Annotated in this window: 18 protein-coding genes; 8 read left to right on the top strand and 10 right to left on the bottom strand. The window is 39.6% G+C overall.

The features are described 5' to 3' along the window. Nucleotides 1-221 precede the first annotated feature (221 nt). Complete coding sequence (gene hemB / locus B9A58_RS11885) at nt 222-1193, top strand: porphobilinogen synthase (protein ID WP_084373058.1); 972 nt, start codon at nt 222-224, stop codon at nt 1191-1193. A gap of 630 nt (nt 1194-1823) precedes the next feature. On the opposite strand, the gene B9A58_RS11895 is transcribed toward hemB, so the two are convergent. After that, a complete protein-coding gene (locus B9A58_RS11895; RefSeq protein WP_084373060.1) occupies nt 1824-2735 on the bottom strand; it encodes a bile acid:sodium symporter family protein in 912 nt (303 codons plus the stop codon). 46 nt (nt 2736-2781) lie between these two features. Next, nucleotides 2782-4335: a S41 family peptidase gene (locus B9A58_RS11900; RefSeq protein WP_176214764.1), complete on the bottom strand. Its 1554-nt coding sequence runs from the start codon at nt 4333-4335 to the stop codon at nt 2782-2784. A gap of 299 nt (nt 4336-4634) precedes the next feature. Here B9A58_RS11900 and B9A58_RS11905 point away from each other — a divergent pair, with 299 nt between their 5' ends. From B9A58_RS11905 to B9A58_RS11915, 3 genes are read left to right on the top strand one after another with little or no spacing between them, the layout of a single operon-like run. Beyond that, complete coding sequence (locus tag B9A58_RS11905) at nt 4635-5327, top strand: hypothetical protein (protein WP_084373062.1); 693 nt, start codon at nt 4635-4637, stop codon at nt 5325-5327. 30 nt (nt 5328-5357) lie between these two features. Continuing rightward, nucleotides 5358-7466 (top strand): PDC sensor domain-containing protein, encoded by a 2109-nt coding sequence (locus tag B9A58_RS11910; RefSeq protein WP_084373063.1) that lies wholly within the window; start codon nt 5358-5360, stop codon nt 7464-7466. A 16-nt stretch (nt 7467-7482) separates the two neighbouring features. Further along, nucleotides 7483-9588: a PDC sensor domain-containing protein gene (locus B9A58_RS11915; protein WP_084373064.1), complete on the top strand. Its 2106-nt coding sequence runs from the start codon at nt 7483-7485 to the stop codon at nt 9586-9588. A gap of 92 nt (nt 9589-9680) precedes the next feature. On the opposite strand, the gene B9A58_RS11920 is transcribed toward B9A58_RS11915, so the two are convergent. After that, complete coding sequence (locus B9A58_RS11920; protein WP_245827070.1) at nt 9681-10499, bottom strand: ion transporter; 819 nt, start codon at nt 10497-10499, stop codon at nt 9681-9683. A 267-nt stretch (nt 10500-10766) separates the two neighbouring features. Between B9A58_RS11920 and B9A58_RS11925 the strand changes: the two genes are divergently transcribed. After that, nucleotides 10767-13688: an FAD-binding and (Fe-S)-binding domain-containing protein gene (locus B9A58_RS11925; RefSeq protein WP_084373066.1), complete on the top strand. Its 2922-nt coding sequence runs from the start codon at nt 10767-10769 to the stop codon at nt 13686-13688. Here B9A58_RS11925 and B9A58_RS11930 read toward each other — a convergent pair. Together B9A58_RS11930 and B9A58_RS11935 are read right to left on the bottom strand one after the other, a co-directional pair. Continuing rightward, nucleotides 13685-14494, bottom strand: coding sequence for an arylamine N-acetyltransferase family protein (locus B9A58_RS11930; protein ID WP_084373067.1), 810 nt, complete (start codon nt 14492-14494; stop codon nt 13685-13687). The two genes, B9A58_RS11925 and B9A58_RS11930, sit on opposite strands and share 4 nt — an antisense overlap. Nucleotides 14495-14505: 11 nt before the next feature. Further along, nucleotides 14506-15240, bottom strand: a complete 735-nt coding sequence (locus B9A58_RS11935) for an ion transporter (RefSeq protein ID WP_084373068.1) — start codon at nt 15238-15240, stop codon at nt 14506-14508. Between the two features lie 127 nt (nt 15241-15367). Here B9A58_RS11935 and B9A58_RS11940 point away from each other — a divergent pair, with 127 nt between their 5' ends. Beyond that, complete coding sequence (locus tag B9A58_RS11940) at nt 15368-16276, top strand: SDR family oxidoreductase (protein ID WP_084373069.1); 909 nt, start codon at nt 15368-15370, stop codon at nt 16274-16276. 27 nt (nt 16277-16303) lie between these two features. Here the strand turns inward: B9A58_RS11940 and B9A58_RS11945 are convergent, their stop codons facing one another. Continuing rightward, a complete protein-coding gene (locus B9A58_RS11945; protein ID WP_084373070.1) occupies nt 16304-18691 on the bottom strand; it encodes an ABC transporter permease in 2388 nt (795 codons plus the stop codon). A gap of 100 nt (nt 18692-18791) precedes the next feature. Next, complete coding sequence (locus B9A58_RS11950) at nt 18792-19523, bottom strand: DUF547 domain-containing protein (protein WP_084373071.1); 732 nt, start codon at nt 19521-19523, stop codon at nt 18792-18794. A gap of 140 nt (nt 19524-19663) precedes the next feature. Between B9A58_RS11950 and rpoN the strand changes: the two genes are divergently transcribed. Continuing rightward, complete coding sequence (gene rpoN / locus B9A58_RS11955) at nt 19664-21091, top strand: RNA polymerase factor sigma-54 (RefSeq protein WP_084373072.1); 1428 nt, start codon at nt 19664-19666, stop codon at nt 21089-21091. A 37-nt stretch (nt 21092-21128) separates the two neighbouring features. On the opposite strand, the gene B9A58_RS11960 is transcribed toward rpoN, so the two are convergent. Next, on the bottom strand, nt 21129-21347 hold the full coding sequence (locus tag B9A58_RS11960; protein ID WP_084373073.1) for a hypothetical protein: 219 nt from the start codon (nt 21345-21347) through the stop codon (nt 21129-21131). Between the two features lie 10 nt (nt 21348-21357). On the opposite strand from B9A58_RS11960, the gene B9A58_RS11965 reads away from it, so the two are divergent. Then, complete coding sequence (locus B9A58_RS11965; RefSeq protein WP_139793856.1) at nt 21358-21699, top strand: PA-phosphatase; 342 nt, start codon at nt 21358-21360, stop codon at nt 21697-21699. On the opposite strand, the gene B9A58_RS11970 is transcribed toward B9A58_RS11965, so the two are convergent. Both B9A58_RS11970 and B9A58_RS11975 read right to left on the bottom strand, forming a co-directional pair. Further along, complete coding sequence (locus B9A58_RS11970; protein ID WP_176214765.1) at nt 21696-22421, bottom strand: outer membrane beta-barrel protein; 726 nt, start codon at nt 22419-22421, stop codon at nt 21696-21698. The two genes, B9A58_RS11965 and B9A58_RS11970, sit on opposite strands and share 4 nt — an antisense overlap. Nucleotides 22422-22528: 107 nt before the next feature. Further along, nucleotides 22529-23248 carry a tyrosine-protein phosphatase gene (locus tag B9A58_RS11975; RefSeq protein WP_084373076.1) on the bottom strand — a complete coding sequence of 240 codons (720 nt, stop codon included), beginning with the start codon at nt 23246-23248 and terminating at the stop codon, nt 22529-22531. Nucleotide 23249 lies beyond the last annotated feature (1 nt).

A 23249-nucleotide genomic window follows, 5' to 3' on the forward strand; every position in this document is an offset into this window, starting at 1 on the left:
TTAATTGTTTCATATCTCTCGCCTCAGTGTCTGAATACTTAACAATCAGGGACAGAAGAATCCCTTACAGAAAGCAATAATTTACGATAAAAATGCTGGAATAGCTACACGAACGGTAGATAATTAGAATAGATGTCTTCGATAATCATAACCAAAATTCGGAAGCTTGGTATTTCAGGATTCATTTGGGTTCATCTTTTTACATTTGCAGAAAAAATATCATGCTTAGACGACCAAGAAGAAATAGAAAAACGGCTACGATAAGAAATATGGTAGAAGAAACAAGGCTTTCTACCCATGATCTGATGTATCCCATGTTTTTACTTGAAGGTAAATCAAAGTCTGTGGCGGTCGATTCCATGCCTGGCATCAATCGGCTATCAATAGATCTGATGCTCAAGGAAATTGAGACTTGTATGAATCTTGGAATTAATGCGTTTGATATTTTTCCTGTTGTAGAAGAAAAGCATAAAGATAAATTGGCCTCAAAGAGCCATGATCCTAATTTCTTTTATTTAAAAGCGTTGGAAGAAATAAAGGAAAAATTTCCTGAGGCTTGTATTATGACTGATGTGGCCATGGATCCTTACAGCACAGATGGTCATGATGGGATTGTGGATGAGTATGGAAATATTCTTAACGACGAATCACTTGAGGTTTTAGGTGCCATGGCCTTGGCTCAGGCAGAAACTGGTATTGACATTATAGGCCCGTCAGACATGATGGATGGCCGGGTAGAATACATCAGGGATATATTGGACGACAATGGTTTTGAGGATACTTCCATTATGTCCTATACAGCCAAGTATGCAAGTGCTTTCTATGGCCCATTTAGGGATGCTTTGGATTCGGCACCCAAGTCTGGAGACAAGAAGACATACCAAATGAACCCGGCAAATTTGAGAGAGGCTATAATTGAAGCAGAGCTGGACGAGGAGGAGGGTGCAGATTTTCTAATGGTCAAACCAGCTTTGGCTTATTTGGATGTTATTAAGTTACTCAGAGATAATTTTGATCTTCCGATTGCAGCCTATAATGTTTCTGGAGAATATGCCATGATAAAGGCCGCGGCCCAAAAGGGATGGCTGGATAATGATTCGACCATGATGGAAACATTGTTGAGCATGAAACGGGCGGGCGCAAAAGTAATACTCACCTATTTTGCAAAGGAGGCTGCGGAATTGATGAAATAAAAAACACCTCTTCAGAAATGAAGAAGTGTTTCAAAATTCCAATTCATACGACCTATTCCGAATCTTTCCAATAGCTAGTTAATTCGGACCTTATGGTAATTTTTTTAGTTTAAAAGAAAACCCAAGTTCTATTCCCGAACTTGGATTCTCATAAACTGCGCTTTCTTGATACAAGTATATAAAGTAAAAGCACACCTAAATTTAATATTCGATAGACGTCATGTCTGACTCGATCACCATTGTGAAAAAAACGTTGATTCGACAGGATGGAGGTACGCTTCGATCAGTGCGCGAATATTGAGGATAAAGATTTTAAGAAGCTTATATAAACTCCATAACGCCTGATTTGCTCATTGAATTAAGGAATTTCAATTTGGAAATCAGTTTATTTCTGAAGTCGGCACTTAAATTGGGAAACCTGTCTAAGATGACAAAATTGTGTGACTGATTACTATTTCTGATAGTATCAATGTATCGTTTTTTGTCTCCGAACTGATATTCCCGTTCTGCGGGATTGTACCAAATAAATTCAGTCTTCATCTTACCAGATAGTAGAATTAGTAAATGGAATATTCCAAAAGTACAAAAAAGGGGCGAGTTTTAAAAAATACAACAAGACGAAAAAGCATATTATTTCAAGGCGACAGTAGTACGGACAGACCATTGCCATGAAAGGATGGCTCCTGAGATTAAATGCCACACCCCCCACCAGGCTGCAATGATGGCCATACCTCCCAATCCATTAAAATATTCAAATATGATCACCAGAGCTAAGCCAGAGTTTTGTATACCTGTTTCGATCGTGATACTTCGCGTTTCTGGCTGCCCTAATTGGAAGAGTTTGGCCAGTGAAAAGCCAGAAGTTAGGGCCAAGGCGTTATGAACGAGTACAAGAAATAGGAAATTGAAAATGTAATTGACAAAGTGATCAAAATTGGAAGTAAGTGCGCCAACTACGAATGCCGCAAAAATGAGAATCGAGAGACGCCTTATGGGCTTGGCAATTTTTAGGGTTGTCTTGGGATATTTCTTATTCACGTACATGCCAAGGATTAATGGAATAACCAGAATAAAAACAACAGTTATGATGACCTCCATAAGGTCAAGCTTTACTGCTTGAAGAATCGTAGCAGTGGGACCATATTGGTTTGCCCAAAAAGTAAAATTTAGTGGAGTAGTTATGAAAGCCAAAGAGGAAGTAATGGCCGTGAGGCTAACAGATAATGCTATATTTCCATTGGACAAACTGGCATAGAAATTTGACACATTGCCCCCTGGACAAGCAGCTACTAGCATCATCCCCATGGCCATACTTGGAGACGGCTCTAATACGAGTACTAACACGAAAGTAAGTAGAGGTAGAAGAATAAGCTGAGACACCAATCCAACGAAAATCGGCTTGGGCGCTTTGATCAGGTACTTAAAATGCTCGATTTTTAGATCTAGTGCAACTCCAAACATGATAAGTGCTATGCAAGCATTTAACAATAATAGAGATTCTTTGTTGAAAGAAAGGGTGACGTGATCCAGGTTTTCGTACATATCAAATGGAGTAGGCTTGCAATATATCTGAAAGCAAAGACATATTTTAGCCCTTCAGTTTGGCAGCGTAGGTATTGGCGTCATCAAGAATTTTACGCGCCTCCTTGATTTCCTCATCTTTATTGAGTGCAGCTTCCACTTGCCCTGATGTATAGTAGTATCTTAATATGATCTGCTTTTCCAGCAAGTCTTTTATCTCTGGTTTGAAAGTCATGAGTCCGTTCGACTTTATTTTTTCTACCGAGGTGCCTATGTCTTCAATTTCTGCAATCAACTTGTTATAAACATCATCTTCTGTTGCGGCTTCTTTTAGAAGTTCAAGTGTGTTTTCTACCTGAGATGGGTTGTCAAAGCTTTTCGTTTCCATCCATTTTACGAATGCTTGATATTCAATATCTGATAATTCAAATACTTGAGGTGAAGCAATGCTGTCATGAGCGTAATAATATTTAGTAGCATATTCGAATATCAAACCACTTTCGGATAGATTTTCCGAATAGGAAGAAGGCGTCGATTTTGTTACAAAAATATCTGGGTCGATACCTCCGCCGTCGTAGACCACTCTGTTGTTTGTCGTGCGAAATTCTGTTTTTAACGAATCCGGTACTTTAGTGGCGCTGCCATCTGCTTTTCGCTGGGCGTAGTCGAGTGCCTGTATGCATCTCCCACTTGGGATATAGTATTTAGCGGTAGTTACTTTGAGCTGTGAGTTAAAGGATAACTTTCTGGATACTTGTACCAGCCCTTTGCCGTACGACTTTTGGCCTATAATGATGGCTCTGTCATAATCTTGAAGTACACCAGATACAATCTCAGAGGCAGAAGCACTGCCATCATTGATCACTACTGCTATTGGGATGTTTAGATCTAAGGGCTCAGACTTGGCTTGGTAAGAATGACTTTGCGCGTCAATCTTGCCTTTGGTATCTACTATTTTGGATCCCTTTGGTACAAATAGGTTACAAATATCAACTGCTTCATTGAGCAACCCTCCTGGATTTTCCCTCAAATCAATAATCAGTTTTGTTGCTCCTTTTTCCTTTAGTTCCAAGACCGTTTTTTTGACGTCTTCTGCGGCATCTCTGGTGAATTCACTTAAGCGAAGATAGCCAGTAGAATTTCCGAGTAGGGTACTATAGCTGATGTTGGGAATTACTATTTTTTCTCTTGTTGTTAGGAAACTCAATTTTTCAGTTCCGTTGCGAAGTACCTCTACTTGAATGTCAGACCCAGATTGGCCTTTCATCAATTTGCCTGCCTGATCATCAGAAAGATTGGTCAATGGCACGCCATCCACTTCAGTGATTACATCTCCTATTTTTATACCAGCACTCATGGCAGGAGAATTTTCATACAGGTTCAGAACAATATGTTGATCGTTGATTTTGTTGGACTGGATGCCTAGCCCCCCATATTCTCCAGTGGCATTGGTTCTGAAGTCCTCAATATCATCTTCAGGAATGTAGACAGTATATGGATCCAATTTTTCCAGCATAGCATCTATGCTTGTTTTAATCAACGTGTTCGGGTTTACATCATCAACGTAGTACTTATTGATTTCAGAATAGAGTGAAGCGAAAATCTCCAAGTTCTTAGCCATTTCGAAGTGTTTGTCATCATTCGAAAATGAAAAAATGCCGAACAGGAAAATCGGAAGTAGAATCCCACTAATCAATATATTTTTTGCTTTGCCCTTCAATTTCATATTTATCTATACGGAAAAATGAATTTTTGTTGCCATTCAATTGGTCAGAAGACCATTCTAAATAGATGACAAGTTCAAAAGTAAGAATAATTTGGTTAAGTAACTTTCTCACCTGATCGTGAATTGTCCTTATAATGGATTAAAATAATCCAGATATGTTTTAAATTCAGGGGCTCAATAAAAATGCTCAAACCATGGTAAAAATTAACATGACCAATAAGCTTCTTGTCGTTTCACTTTTCTTGATTTTCTTTGCCCATAACGTGAATGCCCAAGAGACTATTGCCACTGCCAGGCCAACTTTATCTATAGGTCCGTGGGTGCTTCCCGAACATAGTTTTCAATGGGAACAAGGGGCACAGTATTCAGATATTGAAGGAGAAGAATGGGGATATGACGCTTTTTTTAGAGCGGCCCTGTCAAGATCAATGGAGATAAGAATATTGATCCCAACCCTTGAAAGTCGTGCAGCAGTGTTTGGCGTAAAATGGATGATGCTTCAGCCTGAAGGCAACAAACCTGGAGTAGGGGTTTCGATGAATTTAGCGAATCAGAACGGAGAGCTTAAGGTGGTCGGCTATCGGGTAGCGGTAAACAAAAAATTAACGGATAATCTTATAGGTTTTGTAAACGCAGGGTATGCTTCTGGGGGATACTTTGGAGATGTTACACTGGCCTATGCGCTGGCAGATAAAATCACAATAACAGGAGAATATTGGCATCACGAAGATTGGAAGCAATTACATGCTTCGTTCATCTATTTGATCAATTCCGAAACCCAAATTGATTTGAACGGTGGATATTTGATAGACGCGGGAAACGATTATACTTTTGGACTGGGGTTTTCGCGGAGATTCAAGTATAACGGACCTAGAAATGACGGCTAATTTTATTTCACTCCCAGCTGGCTAACTTTGATGATAAATCTTCAAAATAAGACTTTCATATTTTTTGCGGTCGTTTTCTTAGGCCTAAGCGCATTTTTCATATATGACCTATGGAATTATATGAATGTACGCGAAAAGAAGAGTATTGAGATAGGAACGGAATCTCTTCTGAAAGTTCAAAATGAAATCGAAGAAATTTTAGATGAAGTCATTGCCGAGGGAGATCAAATTAAGAAAATCGTAGAAGGCCAGCGTCTTACAAAAAAAGAAGTCATTGCTCTTGCAGAAAAGAGTAGTCGGGATCTGTTTTACCTCCAGGCGGTGGCAATTGCCTATGAACCTTACGCCTTTGATAGCCTAACGACCCGATTTGCACCTTTTTATGATAAGCGCCAAGGACGAGTGATTCAACTGGAAGACCGCTACGACTATACAGTAGATACAGCTTCTTCTAATATATGGTACCATGGACCGCTTCAAAGCAGAGCCCCGGAATGGAGTGATCCTTTTTTCGGTACAGCAGCTAAAGTGTTGGTAGCAGATTACGGATTGCCATTTTATCTTAAAGGCTCAAGTAAGCCATCCGGAGTGATTTCACTTGTCATGGATCTAAAGAAATTGGGTGCAAAAATGGATTCACTAGCCATCGGAACTACTGGTACGGCTATGATATTTTCTGAGAGCGGGCACGTGGTAGCACATCCGATCTCAGAGTACATTTTGGATGTCTCTCTCCAGTCTATAGCCCAAGAGTTGGGACTAGAAAACATGGTGGATGTGATGTTGCTCACAAAGGAAGGGTATCTGGATTACAGCCGATATTTAGGAAAAAAAGCATATGCCTTCTATGCCGAGATTCCTCATGTGCAATGGAAGACCTTAATCGTTTTCAATTCGGCCGATTTGCTAGGAAATGCAGACCTCCTTCATAATAAACTTGTAAAAATTTGCCATGGTCTTTCTGCACTCTTTTTTATGGTCGTCTTATTTTTGATTGGTAAAAAGGCAAATACAAAAAGAAAATTGTGGTCTGTATCTGTCTACGCATCTCTCATTATTGTGTCCAATATCATGGTCATGTGGTATCTCAATTTAAACTTCAACTATTCTCAAGGCACGGAGAAGGAAGTATTTATTGATAATCGGACCAGTTTGGCATCCTTTATCAACAGTGAAAATCTGCGAGTTTCAAAGTTGGGATTGCAGAAATTCATACCTGTATCTACCGGAATTTTTGTGGAAGAGTTTGAGTTTCGGGATGCGTATAATGTAACTATTAGAGGGCAGGTTTGGCAGAAATGGCCTAAACATTTGGCGAGGTTTTATGAAGCAGGCATTAGATTTCCCCAAGAGGCACTAGGGGCACTCACTATTATCAATAAGATTTCCGAAAAGGAAGATAAAAATTTTGTTACTCATACCTGGACAGTCAAGGTCATGCTAAAAATGCCCTTTGATTATTCAAAGTACCCTTTTGATGTACGTGATGTAAAAATTGAAATCATGTACCCAGATGTTGACTCCGGAGTCTTGCTGGTACCTGATGTGGACGGGTATTCTGATATTCTTCCATACAGTTCTCCAGGCATCAACAAGGACATTTTTCTAAACGACTCGAAATTGTTGTCTACACAATTTTCATTTAATCTAGTCAATTTTCAAGATCGATTTGGAAACAAAAAATTTACAGGATTGAATCAGTTTCCAATCATGAAATATTCAATTAATCTCAAGCGAAGATTGTTGAATGTGATGGTGATGAACATCATACCTATCATAGTGGTGGCCTCCATGATTTTCTTGATATTTTATAGTATTACTAAAGATAAGGATGATAAATCAGGCGTAAGTATGATGGGCGCAGTGCAGAGTTCTGCAGGATTTTTCTTTGTGTTGCTCGTGGCGCATATAGATCTCAGGCGAAGGTTGAGTACGCCGTCTCTCACCTATATTGAGACTTTTTATTTAACTATGTATGTCTTCATGGCCTTGCTTGCCATTAATGTGGTTGCGTTTACCAAGAGCAAGAGTCAATCCAGATTTTTACATTATGAAGATAATTTAATTGTGAAGGTTTGCTACTGGCCAGTTCTGCTTTTTACCTGGATGTTAATTACGCTATTGATATTCTATAATTGAAGAATAAGTTAGGATTATGATCCAAATAAGAAACAAGACCTATATGTTCCTCACGTTCGCCTTTGCGATACTGAGCACTTATTTTGTATACGATTACCTAAATTATATGAAGGAGCGTGAACAAGAAAGTGTTGTTTTGGGTCGCGAATCTTTGGATGATATTCAACGAGAAATCATCACTATTTTGGATGATATCGTTGCCGAAGGTGATAAGATCAAAGAAATTTTGGAGTCTGCCATGCTTACGAAAGAGGAAGTTATAAATTTAGTTCAAACCAGAAGCAGAGACCTGTTCTACCTTCAGGGATTGACCGTAGCCTATGAACCGTATGTCTTTGATGAGTCTGTTGCGCGATTTTCTCCATACTATGATAAGCGACAAGGCCGGCTCATCCAACTTGAAGATAAATATGACTACACAACTGATTCTATCGCTACCAATGAGTGGTACCTTGGTCCGCTCGAAGAGAATGAGCCACATTGGACCGATCCATATTTTGGCACAGGTGCCAAGCTACTAGTTGCCGATTATGGATTGCCTTTTTATCTAAATAATGCAACTAGTCCATCTGGTGTCATTTCTTTGACCTTAGATCTAAAAAAACTCAATGCCAAAATGGATTCTTTGGCCGTTGGACAAACGGGCACAGCCATGATATTTTCCGAAAGTGGAAATTTAGTCGCACACCCTATCTCAGAATACATTTTGGATTTGACACTTCAGTCTACAGCCGAAGAATTGGGGTTGGGAGAAATGGTCGATTTGATCTTGCTTACGGAAGAAGGCAATTTGGATTATACCCGATACACTGGGCAACATGCGCATGCGTTTTATGCCCAAATACCAGGAGTCAATTGGAAAACATTAGTGGTATTCAATTCTTCAGACCTGCTTGGCAACGCACATTTGCTTCATAGAAAACTGGTCAAAATTTGTCTGAGTATATCGGCATTACTGTTTATGCTATTGCTGCTGCTGATAAAACCAAGAGCCGAGGCCAAACAGAAGCTGTGGTCCATTTCAATTTATTTATCCATAGTTATTGTTGGGAATATTATGTTTATGTGGTACCTCAATTTGAATTATGACTATTCAGTGGGGGATGACAACGAAGTCTTTATTGACAGTAGAACCAGCTTAGCGTCATTTATAAATAGTGAAAATCAAAAAGTATCTAAACTTGGCTTACAGAAATTCATCCCTGTGGCCACCGGGATTTTTGTAGAAGAATTTGAATTTAGGGATTCGTACAACGTCATTATTCGGGGAGAAGTCTGGCAGAAATGGCCCAAACATCTGGCACGCTTTTATGATGCTGGCCTTCGATTTCCTCAAGAGGCACTGGCTGGTAGGACACTCATCACCAAAATTTCAGAGAAAGAGGATAAAAACTATGTGACACATACTTGGTCGGTGAAGGTCATGTTGAAAATGCCATTCGATTACTCAGAGTATCCGTTCGACGTGCGCGATGTCAAAATCGAAGTGATGTACCCGGATGTGGACTCTGGTATCCTGTTGGTGCCGGATGTAGATGGTTATTCAGATATCATACCATTCAGCTCACCAGGGATCAATAAGGATATTTATCTGAATGATTCGCAGCTCCTATCTACCCAATTTTCTTTTGATTTAGTGAATTATCATGATCGATTTGGCCACAAGAAATTTAGTGGCACGAATCAATTTCCAATTATGAAGTATTCTATCAATCTAAAACGAAGGTTGTTGAACGTACTGGTGATGAACATCATTCCAATTCTGGTTGTTGCTTCCATGATATTCTTGATTTTTTATAGTATTACCAAGGACAAGGATGACAAGTCGGGCGTAAGTATGATGGGAGCGGTTCAAAGTTGTGCAGGATTCTTTTTTGTTTTACTTGTGGCTCACATTGACCTAAGAAGAAGGTTGAGTACACCTTCGCTTACCTACATTGAAAGTTACTACCTAACCATGTATGTCATCATGGCGCTCTTGGCGATTAATGTAGTCGCCTTTACAAAAGGAAATAATTCAAGGTTCCTACATTATCAAGACAATTTGCTGGTGAAAATCTCCTATTGGCCAGTACTATTATTTACATGGATGATCATAACACTGTTTGTTTTCTATACCTAGTATGTAGGAGGAGATAATGGAATTGTCACAGCGCAGTTCATCTACATTAGGCTAATCTTAATGCTAGACGAACGAAAGGAATTCTTTGAATACTATTGTTGAATTGGAGGGTTGTTCAGTCGAGCGGCACAGTTCAGGCAAAATCGCGATCGATTGGGTAAATCCTCTTCTCCACAATTGGAACAGGTGATAGTGCCTAATTTCTTCGCATCTGTCATCATCTGACTAGTCACAATGCCAGTAGGTACGGCTATGATGGCATAACCCAATATCATCAAGATAGAAGCAGCTGTTTGACCAAATATGGTTTGAGGAGCAATGTCTCCATAGCCCACAGTGGTAATCGTAACGATAGCCCAGTAGATACTTTTTGGAATGCTCGTAAACCCATTTTGACCATCTTCGATAAGGTACATCATGGTACCAGCAATCACCACAATACAAACTACCGTTCCCATAAAGACTACAATCTTGTGTCTACTGCCCCAGAGCGCTGTCCCAAGCTGCTGTGCCCCACCCATAAAGTGGGTTAATTTCAGAATTCTAAAAACCCGAATCAATCTAAAGGATCTAATAACAGAAAGTGAATGGGTGCCAACTATGAAGAAACTTAAATATGTTGGAATCAGAGAAAGCAAATCCACAATGCCCATGAAACTTGTCACGTATTTCAAGGGTCTGGGAGAAGATAAAATGCGTGCGAGATATTCCACTGAAAATAGAAAGGTGAATCCCCACTCAATCATTCTGAGCTCTTCGCCATAGTGAGCTTCTATATCCTTCACACTTTCTAACATCACAATGAGCACACTGGCTACAATAGCTATAAGCAAGGCCAAGTCAAATACTTTACCAGCAGCAGTGTGATAGCCAAAGATGACTTCATGTATCTTCTGTTGCCATTTTTTCATATTAGAATAATCATTGTCCATTTTGATCGCGTGTACTTTGATGAAGTAAATTTAGTTAATCATAGGAATGATGATAAAAATAATAATTTATGCATAATCTCTTATAAATGGCGAGGTATTGGGCTTGCCAAAAGGGAATTGAAAGCGCTCTACTATATTTTCAATATTTCAGCACGAAATTTAAAATAATTAAAAATAACCCATTGTTGAATAAAAGTGCATCTAAGGTAAATGAGTTTATGTTGTTAAATCCATAATTTTGCCACCATGGAAAGTGCACTTAAAGGATTGGCGAAAAAGCTCGTAGGAGAGCTGTATTGGGATGAGACCTTGCGTAAACTATATGCTACGGATGCTTCGGCTTATCGAGAGATGCCATTGGCAGTAGCACTTCCTAAAACTAAGTCCGATTTACAAGCGCTCATAGCTTTTGCGAATGCCAACAATACTTCTCTGATCCCACGGACTGCTGGTACATCTCTGGCAGGTCAGGTGGTAGGAGATGGCATCGTGGTAGACGTTTCTAAAAACTTCAATAAAGTCCTTGAGGTCAACGAACAGGAAAACTGGGTAAAAGTGCAGCCAGGAGTGATTCGTGATGACTTAAACAGACACCTGAAGCCATATCATCTGTACTTTGGCCCAGAGACATCTACTGCCAATCGTGCCATGATTGGCGGTATGGTGGGCAACAATTCTTGTGGATCTAACTCCGTGGTTTATGGCAGTACACGAGAGCATTTGCTAGCGGTCACAGGCTATTTGTCAGATGGTAGTGAGGTCACTTTTTCAAGCCTTTCGACAAACGATTTCGAAGAAAAATTAAAACTGGATACATTAGAAGGTGAAGTTTATCGCAACGTACAAAAAATGCTTTCTTCTGAAGAGCATCAGGCTGAGATAGAAAAGGAATTTCCAAAACCTTCTATTCCCAGGAGAAATACAGGATATGCCATTGATCTATTGGCAATCAATCAGCCGTTCCAAAAGGATGGGGAACCCTTTAATTTCTGTAAACTGATAGCTGGGTCAGAAGGAACGCTGATGTTTATTACTGAAATCAAAGTAGGAACCATACCTGTTCCTCCAAAAGACAAGGCACTAATTTGTATTCATTGTGAAGATGTGAATGAATCACTGCTGGCTAATTTGGTCGCACTTAAATATGAGCCTCATGCTTGTGAACTGATTGATCATTATATCCTTGAATGCACCAAAGAGAATATTGAGCAGCAAAAAAACAGATTCTTCATTGAAGGTGATCCAGGTGCTATTTTGGTAGTGGAGCTAGCCGCAGATAATGATGCAAATTTGGATAATCTGGTGCTTGATCTGATTGCTGATTTGAAGAAAGAAAAATTGGGCTACCACTACCCAGTGCTCAAAGGTAGTGATGTAGGCAAGATTTGGAATTTGCGCAAAGCTGGCCTTGGTCTGCTTGCAAATATCCCAGGAGACGCCAAAGCACAGCCAGTGATTGAAGATACTGCTGTGGATGTCAATGATTTGCCAGCCTACATCAAAGAATTCAACGAGACACTAGACAAATACGACATGAAATGTGTGCATTATGCACATGCTGGCTCTGGTGAATTGCATTTGAGGCCTATACTCAATCTGAAGACTGAAGAAGGCCATAAGATGTTTAGAGTGGTGGCTGAAGAGATTTCTAAGCTGGTAAAAAAGTATAAAGGATCGCTCAGTGGTGAGCATGGTGATGGACGTCTGAGAGGAGAATTTATCAAAGAGCAAATTGGAGCCAAGAACTATGAACTGCTTAAGGAAATAAAAAAAACCTGGGATCCCAATGGCATATTCAATCCTGGCAAAATCACGGATACACCTCCAATGGATTCTTGTTTGAGATACACAGCAGATCAGAAAGATGATGAAATCAAAACATATTTCAACTGGGATAAGAATCAAGGTGTACTTCGCTCGGCAGAGCTTTGCAATGGCTCAGGTGATTGTAGAAAATCTGCCGCAAGTGGAGGCACGATGTGCCCAAGCTATATGGCGACTCAGAATGAAAAAGATACCACTCGGGCTAGAGCCAATATCCTTAGGGAAATACTAACGCATTCTGACAAGGTCAATAAGTTTGACAATGAGGAAATCAAAGAAGTGCTTGATTTGTGTCTTTCCTGCAAAGGATGTAAATCTGAATGTCCGTCAAACGTAGATATGGCTCGTCTCAAAGCAGAATTCCAGCAGAACTATTACGATGCCAATGGTTTGCCAATTCAAACCCGTATGATGGGTGAGTTTGCTACCAACATGAAATTGGCTTCTAAGCTACCCGCACTTTACAACTTCGTGTTTGGCAACAAACTAACAGGTAGAATAGCCAAAGCAGTCATGGGCGTGCATCAGGATCGTTCCATGCCGCCTATTGCCTCTCGTACAATGAGCAGTTGGTATAATCAGAAGAAAGGTAAATTTCTGAGCCGGCAATCAGACCAAAAGGTGTATGTTTTTTGTGATGAGTTCACCAATTATTTGGATGCCGAAATTGGCATCAAGGCGATCAAGCTGCTGGACAAATTGGGTTACCATGTGATTATTCCTGAGCACAAAGAATCTGGCCGTGCCTTGATTTCGAAAGGGATGGTGAAAAAAGCCAAAACGATTGCAGATCAGAATGTGGAATTGTTGGCTGGCTTGGTGTCTAATGAGATTCCGCTGATTGGTATAGAGCCTTCTACTATTCTGACTATTCGGGATGAGTATCCAGATTTAGTGAATGATCAGTGGAGGGAAAAGGCGAAAACATTGGCGAACGCTTCTATGACTATTGAAGAATTTCTGGCTCGCGAATCGCGTAGAGGAAATATCAAAAAAGAAAAATTTTCTCGTGAGCAAAGAAATTTAAAAGTGCATGGACATTGTCATCAAAAGGCTTTGTCCTCTATTCAGACATTGAAAGATACCCTTTCCATTCCGGAGAACTATAAAGTAGAGATAATCCAATCGGGCTGTTGTGGTATGGCAGGATCGTTTGGCTATGAAAAGAATCATTATGAGGTGTCAATGAAAGTAGGCGAATTGGTGCTTTTCCCAGAAGTAAGAAAGGCTCCTGTGGATACCATTATTGCTGCACCAGGCACCAGCTGTCGTCACCAAATCAAGGATGGCACAGGCAAAATGGCAAAGCACCCAGTGGAGGTGCTATGGGATGCATTGGTTTAGTTATTACGGACAAATTGGACGCCAAAGTATTCGTAAAGTTTGACTCGAAATTCGTCAAAATTTAAGATGTTTTGTTCTTCCTTTTTACCCCCTACAGAGGTGATCAATTTGGAATCAGTCAATGTAATTCTACCATTAGAAGTGGCACGGGTAATCATTTTCTTTTTGGTAAAGTGTGACTTTTCATTGGTTTGATGATACTGACACATGTCTATGAATTCGATATACTGTCGCTCTTTTGTTGTGAATAGATATTTGGGTTGATAGTCAAAGGAGTTGTCAGAGGTGTAGACAATATATTCGTCATCAATATTTTTATCAATTCTGAAATATTTGGTATAATCCATTTGTATTGCTCCTGGCTTCAATAATTTGGGTTCAAGAAATAAATCTCCAAACCCAACATCAACCAAGTAAACCTGATCTTCAAAATAGACAAGAATGGCTGCATGCTCGAAGGGGAGTCCAAGTTCACCCTCGTTAAAAATCTGTGCAGAAATTAAATGACAAGTAAATCCGAGTTGCGAAAGCAAATGATAAAATAGGCCGTTCAGTTCGTAGCAAAATCCGCCTCGTCTGCTTAAAACAATCTTATTGTAAATTTTCTTAATATCCAATATGATCTGGTTGCCCATATGAATGTCCAGATTTTCAAAAGGGATATTTATCTGATGAGCCTTATGAAGTGTTTTTAAATATCTGAGATTAGGGACTCTCTCTCGCTGACATTTTATCCTTTTCAGATATTTATGCACATCTATTTTAGGCAACTTCGACTGATTTCCTAATGCGTCAAATGGAGCCATATCCACGGTTTTTATTTATTAAGTTGATCTATTTTACTCGTCATTAGGTCAATTTTTTGCTCGAGAGATTCAACCTTTTCTTTGAGTTCATTGATGTTTTCTTGAATGTCTTCATCTTCAATAAAATAATCTGTAATCGTACCCGTGAGCGTGGAAAACATGATCATACCCAATAAAATCAGTGCGACGCTTAAAAATTTCCCTTCTACTGTAACGGGGGGGATGTCTTGCAAAAAACCCACAGTGATGGTAGTGACAGTGGTCCACCACAAACTATCAGACATAGACGTGATGTGCGGATTGGCGTTTTTTTCTAAGTGATAAAAGCTAAGCGTGAAAAACAAAATGATCATGCTACTGATGAGCATGAGGTTTCTGAAGGTATTAAAGGAATTTTTTCTACTAAAGGCGTTGAAAATATATTTGGCCGAGCGGAGGACACGTAATATGCGGATGATTCTGACAATTCTCCCCATCCTGAGTGCTTCGATTGTAGGGATAGAAGAAACTAAATCAATCCAATTACCCTTGAAGTATTTCCATTTGTCGTTGGAGCGGAAAAACCCGTTGAAAAAATCATAGAGAAAAAGCATACAAATGACAAAATCAATCCATGACAAGGTTTCCTTGAATTCTTCGGGATAATCTACTATGGTACCAACATATAGTTCTATGACTACATAGATGGATAGTACAAGGAGCAGATTTTGAAACCCAGGTGATTTTTGGTATTCTTCAGTTTCCATTAGGTCAAAAATTAATTTCTCAAAATTGTTGGCTTATCTTCGGGTGTTCAGGCGAATATAAAAAATATTTAATTTTTCTAAGTTTGCATTCGCAAATCGCGTCTTAAATTATTTACTTCTTAACATTATGAAAATATTGATCACTGGATCTAATGGTCTTTTGGGACAAAAGCTTGTCAAGTTGCTGTTGGAAAAGGATATAGAAGTAATAGCCACTTCTCGTGGTGCTAGTCGAGTGAACTACTTATCGAAACCGTTTGAATATAGTGAATTGGATATCACAGATCAGGGTCAGGTCAATGAGGTAATAAGTAAATATAAGCCTCATGTGGTGATACATACGGCTGCCATGACTAATGTGGATCAATGCGAGCTAGAGCAGGCAGACTGCAGAATTCTTAATGTGGATGCTGTAGGCTATTTAGTCAGTGCATGCGAAATGCATGACATACATTTCGTACATCTGTCCACAGACTTTGTTTTTGATGGAGCATCTGGCCCATACAAGGAAGAAGATCAACCCAATCCAATTAGCTTTTATGGTAAGAGTAAGTGGGATGCAGAGCAGATTGTAAAGGATGCAAATTGTGACTGGTCTATTCTCAGGACTGTCCTGGTTTATGGTGTCACACCTGGCATGAGTCGCTCAAATATCATTCTTTGGGTAAAAGAAAATTTGGAAAATAAAAACCCATTAAAAATCGTTGACGATCAGTGGCGTACCCCCACGCTGGCAGAGGATTTGGCGATGGGGTGTTTTTTGGTTGCCACTAAAAACGCTACAGGAGTATTCAATATTTCTGGTGAAGAAATGCTCACACCTTTTGAAATGGCTAAGAAAACTGCTGATTATTTTAATCTGGACTTCTCTTTGGTAACTAAAGTGGACGCCAGCACTTTCTCTCAGCCAGCAAAACGCCCGCCCAAAACTGGTTTTATTTTGGACAAAGCCAAGAAGGTATTGGGCTACCAGCCGCATACTTTTGAAGAAGGCATTAGCATATTGGATGATCAGGTACAAAGCATGAGAGAATAAGCATCCTCTCATGCAATGATTACTTCATTATTCATTTCTTAGGGCATGCACTGGATTAGAGGTGGCAGCTTTGATGGCATGAAAACTTACAGTGAGTTGTGAAATAATCACAGCCAATAGTGATGCCAATACAAAGGCTATCCAAGGCATATCTACGTGATAGGCAAACCCTGATAGCCATTCGTTCAGAAAATAATAAGCAATGGGAGTAGCTATCAAGCATGCTGCCAAAACGGGTTTAGTAAACTCAGTGGAAAGCAACAGAACGACTGTTTTAATATTAGCACCAAGTACTTTTCTGATTCCAATTTCCTTGATCCTTTGTTCTGCTGTAAACATAGACAGGCCAATTAGTCCCAGACAGGCAATAAAAATGGCCAACCAAGTGAAGCTCACAATTAATGAAGCAAAGTTCTCATCGTTTTCGTATTGTCTGCCAAATTCTTCATTGAAGAATACGTATTCAAAAGGGTAGTTGGGGTTTACTTCAGCCCAAATTTCCTCTACTTTTTGAAGGGTGTTCTTTAAATTTTCCTGACGAATTTTTAGAGATAGTACCCCATTGCTCAATGCAGTAGGCTGATAAGGGAGTATGATGGGCTCAATCTGATGTCTCATATTTGCGAAGTGAAAATTTTTCACCACCCCTATCACTGTTTTTTCATTGGGCCCCTGACTGATTTTCTTACCAATTGGATCATCCCAACCAATCGCTTTTACAGCAGCCTCATTCATGATAATAGCAGCTGCTGAGTCAGATTTGATTTCTTTTGAATAGTTGCGACCAGCCACCATTTCCATACCCATCAAATCGAAGTATTCGTGATTGATCCCCATTGTACTCACAATCCAAACGTCGTTCTCATCTGATCCCTCAGGTAACATACCCGTACGACCTACCTGACGACCAGGCATTGACCCTGACAATCCCATGGTCTCAATGTCTGGAATCTGAGCTAGTCTATTTTTAAACCTTTCACCTGTGGCTCTTAGGCTCTGGTCTCCTAAGTTGATGGAGAGAATTTGCGCATCATCAAACCCCTTGTCGGCCGATTTCAGATAGTCTAGCTGATAGTATACAGTAATCGTTCCGATAATCATAGCTATGGAAGCAGTGAATTGTACCACCACTAGCACCTTCCGCAGCCAGACACCAGAAGTGCCTGTTTTGAAATTACCCTTGAGTACCTTAAGAATCGAGAAACCAGATAATAGAAAGGCAGGATATAGTCCGGCTATTACGCCCAAACTAAGCACTGACCCAATCATCCAAAGTACAGTAGTAGTGTCTCCAATCAAGTAAATGAATAGATTCTGATCAATTCCAAAATCTAAAAAGGAACTGGTCACAAAAAGTCCAACCAATGAAAGTATCAAAGAGAAGAAACAAATGACCACAGACTCAGATAAAAACTGCAAAGCCAGTTGCCTTTTACTCGCACCCATGACTTTTCGCATACCTACTTCTTTGGCTCTATTGGCCGAACGGGCTGTAGACAAATTCATAAAATTAAACGCAGCAATCAACACCACAAAAAGTCCCACAATGGCTAATGTGTATAGATAATTGATATCACCTTTGTTTGCATTGAAGATGTCAAATAGGATGCCTGAAGAACTTAAATGTGTTTCACTCAAGGGCTGTAAAGTCACTTTAAAGTTATCACCTACATTATTGTTGCGAATGATTTCCTCCATCTTAGTTTTCACCTCAGCAATATTAGCTGAAGGGCTTAGTGACACATATTCTACCATTGAAATACTGCTCCAGCTATTCAGATAGTTGATGGTATTGCTGTCGCTTTCTGTGGGAACCATGGAAACCAGGAGGTCAAACTCCATGGACGTAAATGGTGAAGGGTCTTTCATCACGCCAACCACTTCCAGGTCTGTAGAATTATCAATTTTGATTGTTTTACCTATAGGGTCTTCCTTCGAAAATATTTTCTTGGCCATGGTTTCAGTAAGCACGGTTGTATTTGGCGCTTGCAGAGCCGTAGGCTGATGACCAGCTACCAATTCGTAATCAAAAATTTCAAAAAGGCTGGGCTCCACGTAAACCATATTTTCTGTGTAGAGTGGCACCTTATTGTATTCTACCAATGAACGACCATTGTAGCTGATACGCACGCTATTTTCTACCGTCGTCAACTCATTTTTCATGGTTTCGCTCAGTGCAGGAAGTGTGATGCCTACGAGATTACTAGTCACACCCAAGGCCTCATCTATGGTGAGTACCCTGTAGATGTGATCAATATTGGAATGAAATCTGTCATAGGACAATTCCTTCTTGATGTAGGTAAAGATGAGCAGTGCACATAGAAAACCAATGGTGAGACCACCAATATTGATAAAGGCAGTAGACCTACTCTTAAAAAGATTTCGTAGTGCGAGTTTAAAATAGTTTTTGACCATGAGTTGAGTTTTTCTAGTTTGAGATGTGCCTAAGCTAGAAAAAGTTTTGTTTTAGGCCAATGAATTTGTGATGGGTGGTTTAGACCTTAAAACTAAAATATCACTGCTCATTCAATCGCCAGTCATAATCCAAAAAGGAAGTTTTCGCATTAGCATCAATTTTGACAGTAGTGTATGGATTCAAAAAATCTATTAGTGAACCATTTTTACGAAAGTCACCCCCATACCAGTTGAACAATTTGGAAAGTTCCAGCCGATCTGAACTGATTTTATTTTTGCTGGTATTGGCCAAAAAGGCTTTAGTTTGTGCAGTCAGTTGCCTATCCAATCGGGCAGGATCATAAGCTTCATTGAGCAATTTGGGGCATGAGACTGCTGCACATACCAGTGCAAAATGAATGCGTGGTTCTTCAAAATCCTTTCTGATGATGCCATGTTCAATGTTATTGAGCGAAAGCTCTTTGCCATCTTCAATTTCAAAACATTCAATATCCCAGGGGGTATTTACAAATGGGATTTGAATAGAAGCACCAATGTCTTTGATACTCTCTATAGGGTAGTATTTTAGCACAAGTTGGATGGTGAGTGCGTTGTAAACATTGATCCAGTAGGCTAGTTTCTCATGGTCGCTCCAGTCACGAGTAGGTGGGTCAATCATCATTTCCACCAAATAATCATTGAGGGGTGTTTCGTCACTTTTAAACGCCTTATAATTGACCCCCCCATTGGTGTCAACATGTTTTTTGAGTAGCATATCAAATGCTTCATGTGAAGGCTGTGCTTTGATCAGATATGGGAAAACGAAAAGGAGTAGAACCAGGAGGTTTTTCATGGTATAAAATTTTATGGATAGCAACCTAACAAGTAATAGACTTATAAAATTCCATTGATCAAATTAATAATAAGACAGCGTATCTTTTTGTTAAAAAGAATAAATTTGACATTCTACAACTAGTGCTAAAACAGTAGCGAATGCAAAATCTAAGTTTAATTCAGTCTTTAGGCCAGAAGCTGTCCCCTCAGCAGATTCAGTTTATCAAACTGCTTCAGGTACCCACTGCCGAATTAGAGGCGAGGATTAAGGAAGAGATGGAAGTAAATCCGGCATTGGAAGAAGGAAAAGAAGAGCAAGCTGACGAACAGGCAGAAGAAGTTGCAGAAGAAGCCAGTGATGAGCTGGATATTGATGACTATCTGAATGAAGATGATTATGCTGGCTACAAAATGCAAGGAGACGGGAATGGCCAGGAAGAAGAACGTGAGATGCCGATTTCGTCTGGGTCTTCTTTGCAAGAGCAATTGATCATTCAATTGGGGTTTGAGAAACTTGATGAGAGACAGACTCAGATCGGGTTGCAGTTGCTGGGAAGTATAGAGGCAGATGGCTACATCCGTAGAGGTTTGGAAGCTATCATGAATGATTTGGCTTTTTCTCAAAATATAGAAACTACTGAGGAAGAACTTGAAGAAATTTTATACAAAATTCAAACTTTTGATCCTCCAGGAATTGCTGCAAGAAATCTAAAAGAATGTTTACTTATCCAATTGGAGAAGCGTGATGATCACTCAGAAGAAAACCAGCTGGCTCATAAAATTGTTTCTAGCTGCTTTGATGAGTTTACCAAAAAGCACTACGACAAAATCCTGAAAAAGCTAAGTATTGATGATGAACAATTGAAGTCAGCAGTACAACTCATTACCAAATTGAATCCTAAACCAGGAGGGATTACAGATGGATTGGTGAAAACTCAATACCTGATGCCAGATTTTATTCTGACGAATGATGAGGGGAAGCTAGATCTGACTTTGAATGCTCGCAATGCGCCAGAATTGAGAATAAGCAGATCTTATGCGGACATGTTTCAGAGTTATCACAAGAGTGATAAGAAGGACAAAAAGCTGAAAGAAACGGTTTCTTTTGTGAAACAAAAGCTGGACTCTGCCAAGTGGTTTATAGATGCAATCAGGCAGCGTCAGAATACTTTACTGAATACGATGAATGCCATTATCAAGTATCAGTATGATTTCTTTTTAGAAGGGGATGAGAGCAAGCTCAAGCCAATGATTCTAAAAGATATTGCTGAGCTGATCAGTATGGATATTTCGACTGTTTCACGAGTTGCTAATAGCAAATCCATTCAAACGGAGTTTGGCATTTACCCGCTGAAGTACTTTTTCTCTGAAGGAATTGCAACTGATTCTGGAGAAGATGTAAGTAGCAGAGAAGTCAAACAAAAGCTCAAAAAACACATTGAGGAGGAAGACAAGTCCAAACCATTGTCGGATGACAAACTAGAAAAATTATTGAAGGCAGATGGTTACAACATTGCCCGCAGAACGGTCGCTAAATACAGAGAGCAGTTGAACCTGCCTGTAGCTAGATTGAGAAAAGAATTGTAGTGGAGCACAGAACGAATACTATTATTTCATACGTATTTCATCCACTGCTCATGCCGACCATGACTTTTCTGATTTTGTTTTGGCTCATGCCAGAACTGATTAAACCATTGACTATTGTTACCCTGCCCTTTCTTTTTATTACGACCTTTTTGATACCACTTTTAAGCATCTCAATGCTGAAATTTTCAGGATCAATTTCAAATTTTAAATTAGAAAGTAGAGAAGAACGCGTGATGCCATTTTCTTTTGTTTCCATTTTTTATGGTTTGACTACTTACCTATTTGTGTTTAAAATTCAGGTCAATGAAATCATTGCCTTGCTGTTGATTGCGACTACGCTATTGGTGACCGTCCTAACCATCATTACGCTTTGGTTCAAAGTCAGCATCCATGCAGCAGGAATTAGTGGTGTGGTAGGTTTTTTTCTTGTATTTGGGCTTAAATACCCAGACAGTATGGCATTTTATCCTTTGTTAGGATTGTTGATATGCGCGGGTTTGGTCATGAGTGCAAGACTTCAACTCAATGCTCACTCACCAAAAGAAATATGGGCGGGTATGTGTACTGGCCTTGGTATTTGCTTTGGAACTTTGTACTGGTTTGTTTAGAGTCCTGTCAGGGAGATACCAATTGTGCTATAGGTCATGTCGGCAGTTCCAGTAGGGCCACTGCTATAGAATATATTGGTGAAGTAAGTCTTGTAAAAGACACTGAAACTTCTGTATCCAAGTCGTGCAGATGCACCCAATCTGATCTTGTTTAACCCAAAGTCATTCTTCTTTTTGTCTTTCATTTTATTACCAAATTCATCTTGGTATTTGATTTTGGTATGTGACTCAAAGCGATAAGCTGCTGATCCACCAACCGCTAAGAAAAGACCGTCCTTTTTCTCATTGCCATTAAAATTGAATCTAATCTCAACTGGGATGTCAAAATAATTTACAGCCAATTGATTTTTTTTCAGACTTCCACCAAGCACGGTAGAAAAACCAAGCGTATCAGTACCATCAGCATCTTCACCATAGGCAAACACTTCCATATTCTTACTGTGGCCAAATTTTTCGAGACTCACGCCTATGCCTGGTCGAAGCTCAAATTTCTTAGCAAATTCGAAAGATTTCACAAAATACAATCCCACAGATTTCGATCTCCACCAGTGATAGGGCAAATTGGTAGGTTGGTTGGATGAAGAGTTGAACCCAAAGTCGAGCATAATCTGACCAGGTAACTCTGGTGTTTTTTTCTTGACTTCTTCAGTAAGTTGGGCTTTAGCTAGTTGGCCAGAGGTAAGTAGTAGGCCTGCAAAAAATGCGAAAATTATTTTCTTCATCGTGTATCTGTCGAACAGCATTCTAATTTTTGAACTGGCAAAGATAGATTAATTTTCAAATTAAAGACTCGGAGGTGAAATTATCTCCAAGTAGGGTTTTGCCATCTTCAATACAATGAGGAATTATGCAGATTCAGTTGCCTACACTTTTGAAATAATTGGGATTTAATTGCTTTTTGAACTTCGGCCAGATGTTTGTGATTATGAATATCTGAAGCTAAAAAATGGACATTTCCAGTTTCAATCAAACGTTTGGCAAATTTCTTAGCCTCTTTAGAATAATACCCTGTTAGCGAACTTATATTAACCTGCATAAAAAGGCCTAGGGTACTTAGGCTGTGGAGAAGTTCTAAGTTGTCATGCAAATAGGTGTATCGCTCGGGGTGAGCTAAAATGGGCTTAAGTCCCCGGGATTGCAACTTGAAAATGATGTCTTCAAGGAAAAGTGGCTTGTTCATAAAAGGGGTTTCAACAAGTATATGCCCATCACCAAAAGTTAGAAGCTCTTCTTCTGTTTCTACTTGATTCGCGAAGTGCTCATCAATAAAATACTCGGCTCCTGCTTCTACCACCAGTGGTATGCCTTCTTCTAAAACTCTGGCGTTGAGCTCAGTTACCTTTTCTCTTATGTCGCTTGGCTTATTCGGATAATAGTTTTGGATAATATGGGGTGTGGTGATAAGTTTTTTATACCCCATCAAACTCAACTGGTGAATAATTTCCAGAGATTCTTTCCAAGATTTCACCCCATCATCAATATTCGGAATCAGGTGTGAGTGAAGATCTACTTCTAAAAAATTCGTTTTCGGTTTTAACCAGTCAAACAAG

It is taken from the genome of Reichenbachiella faecimaris, from assembly GCF_900176375.1.
Lineage (GTDB): Bacteria > Bacteroidota > Bacteroidia > Cytophagales > Cyclobacteriaceae > Reichenbachiella > Reichenbachiella faecimaris.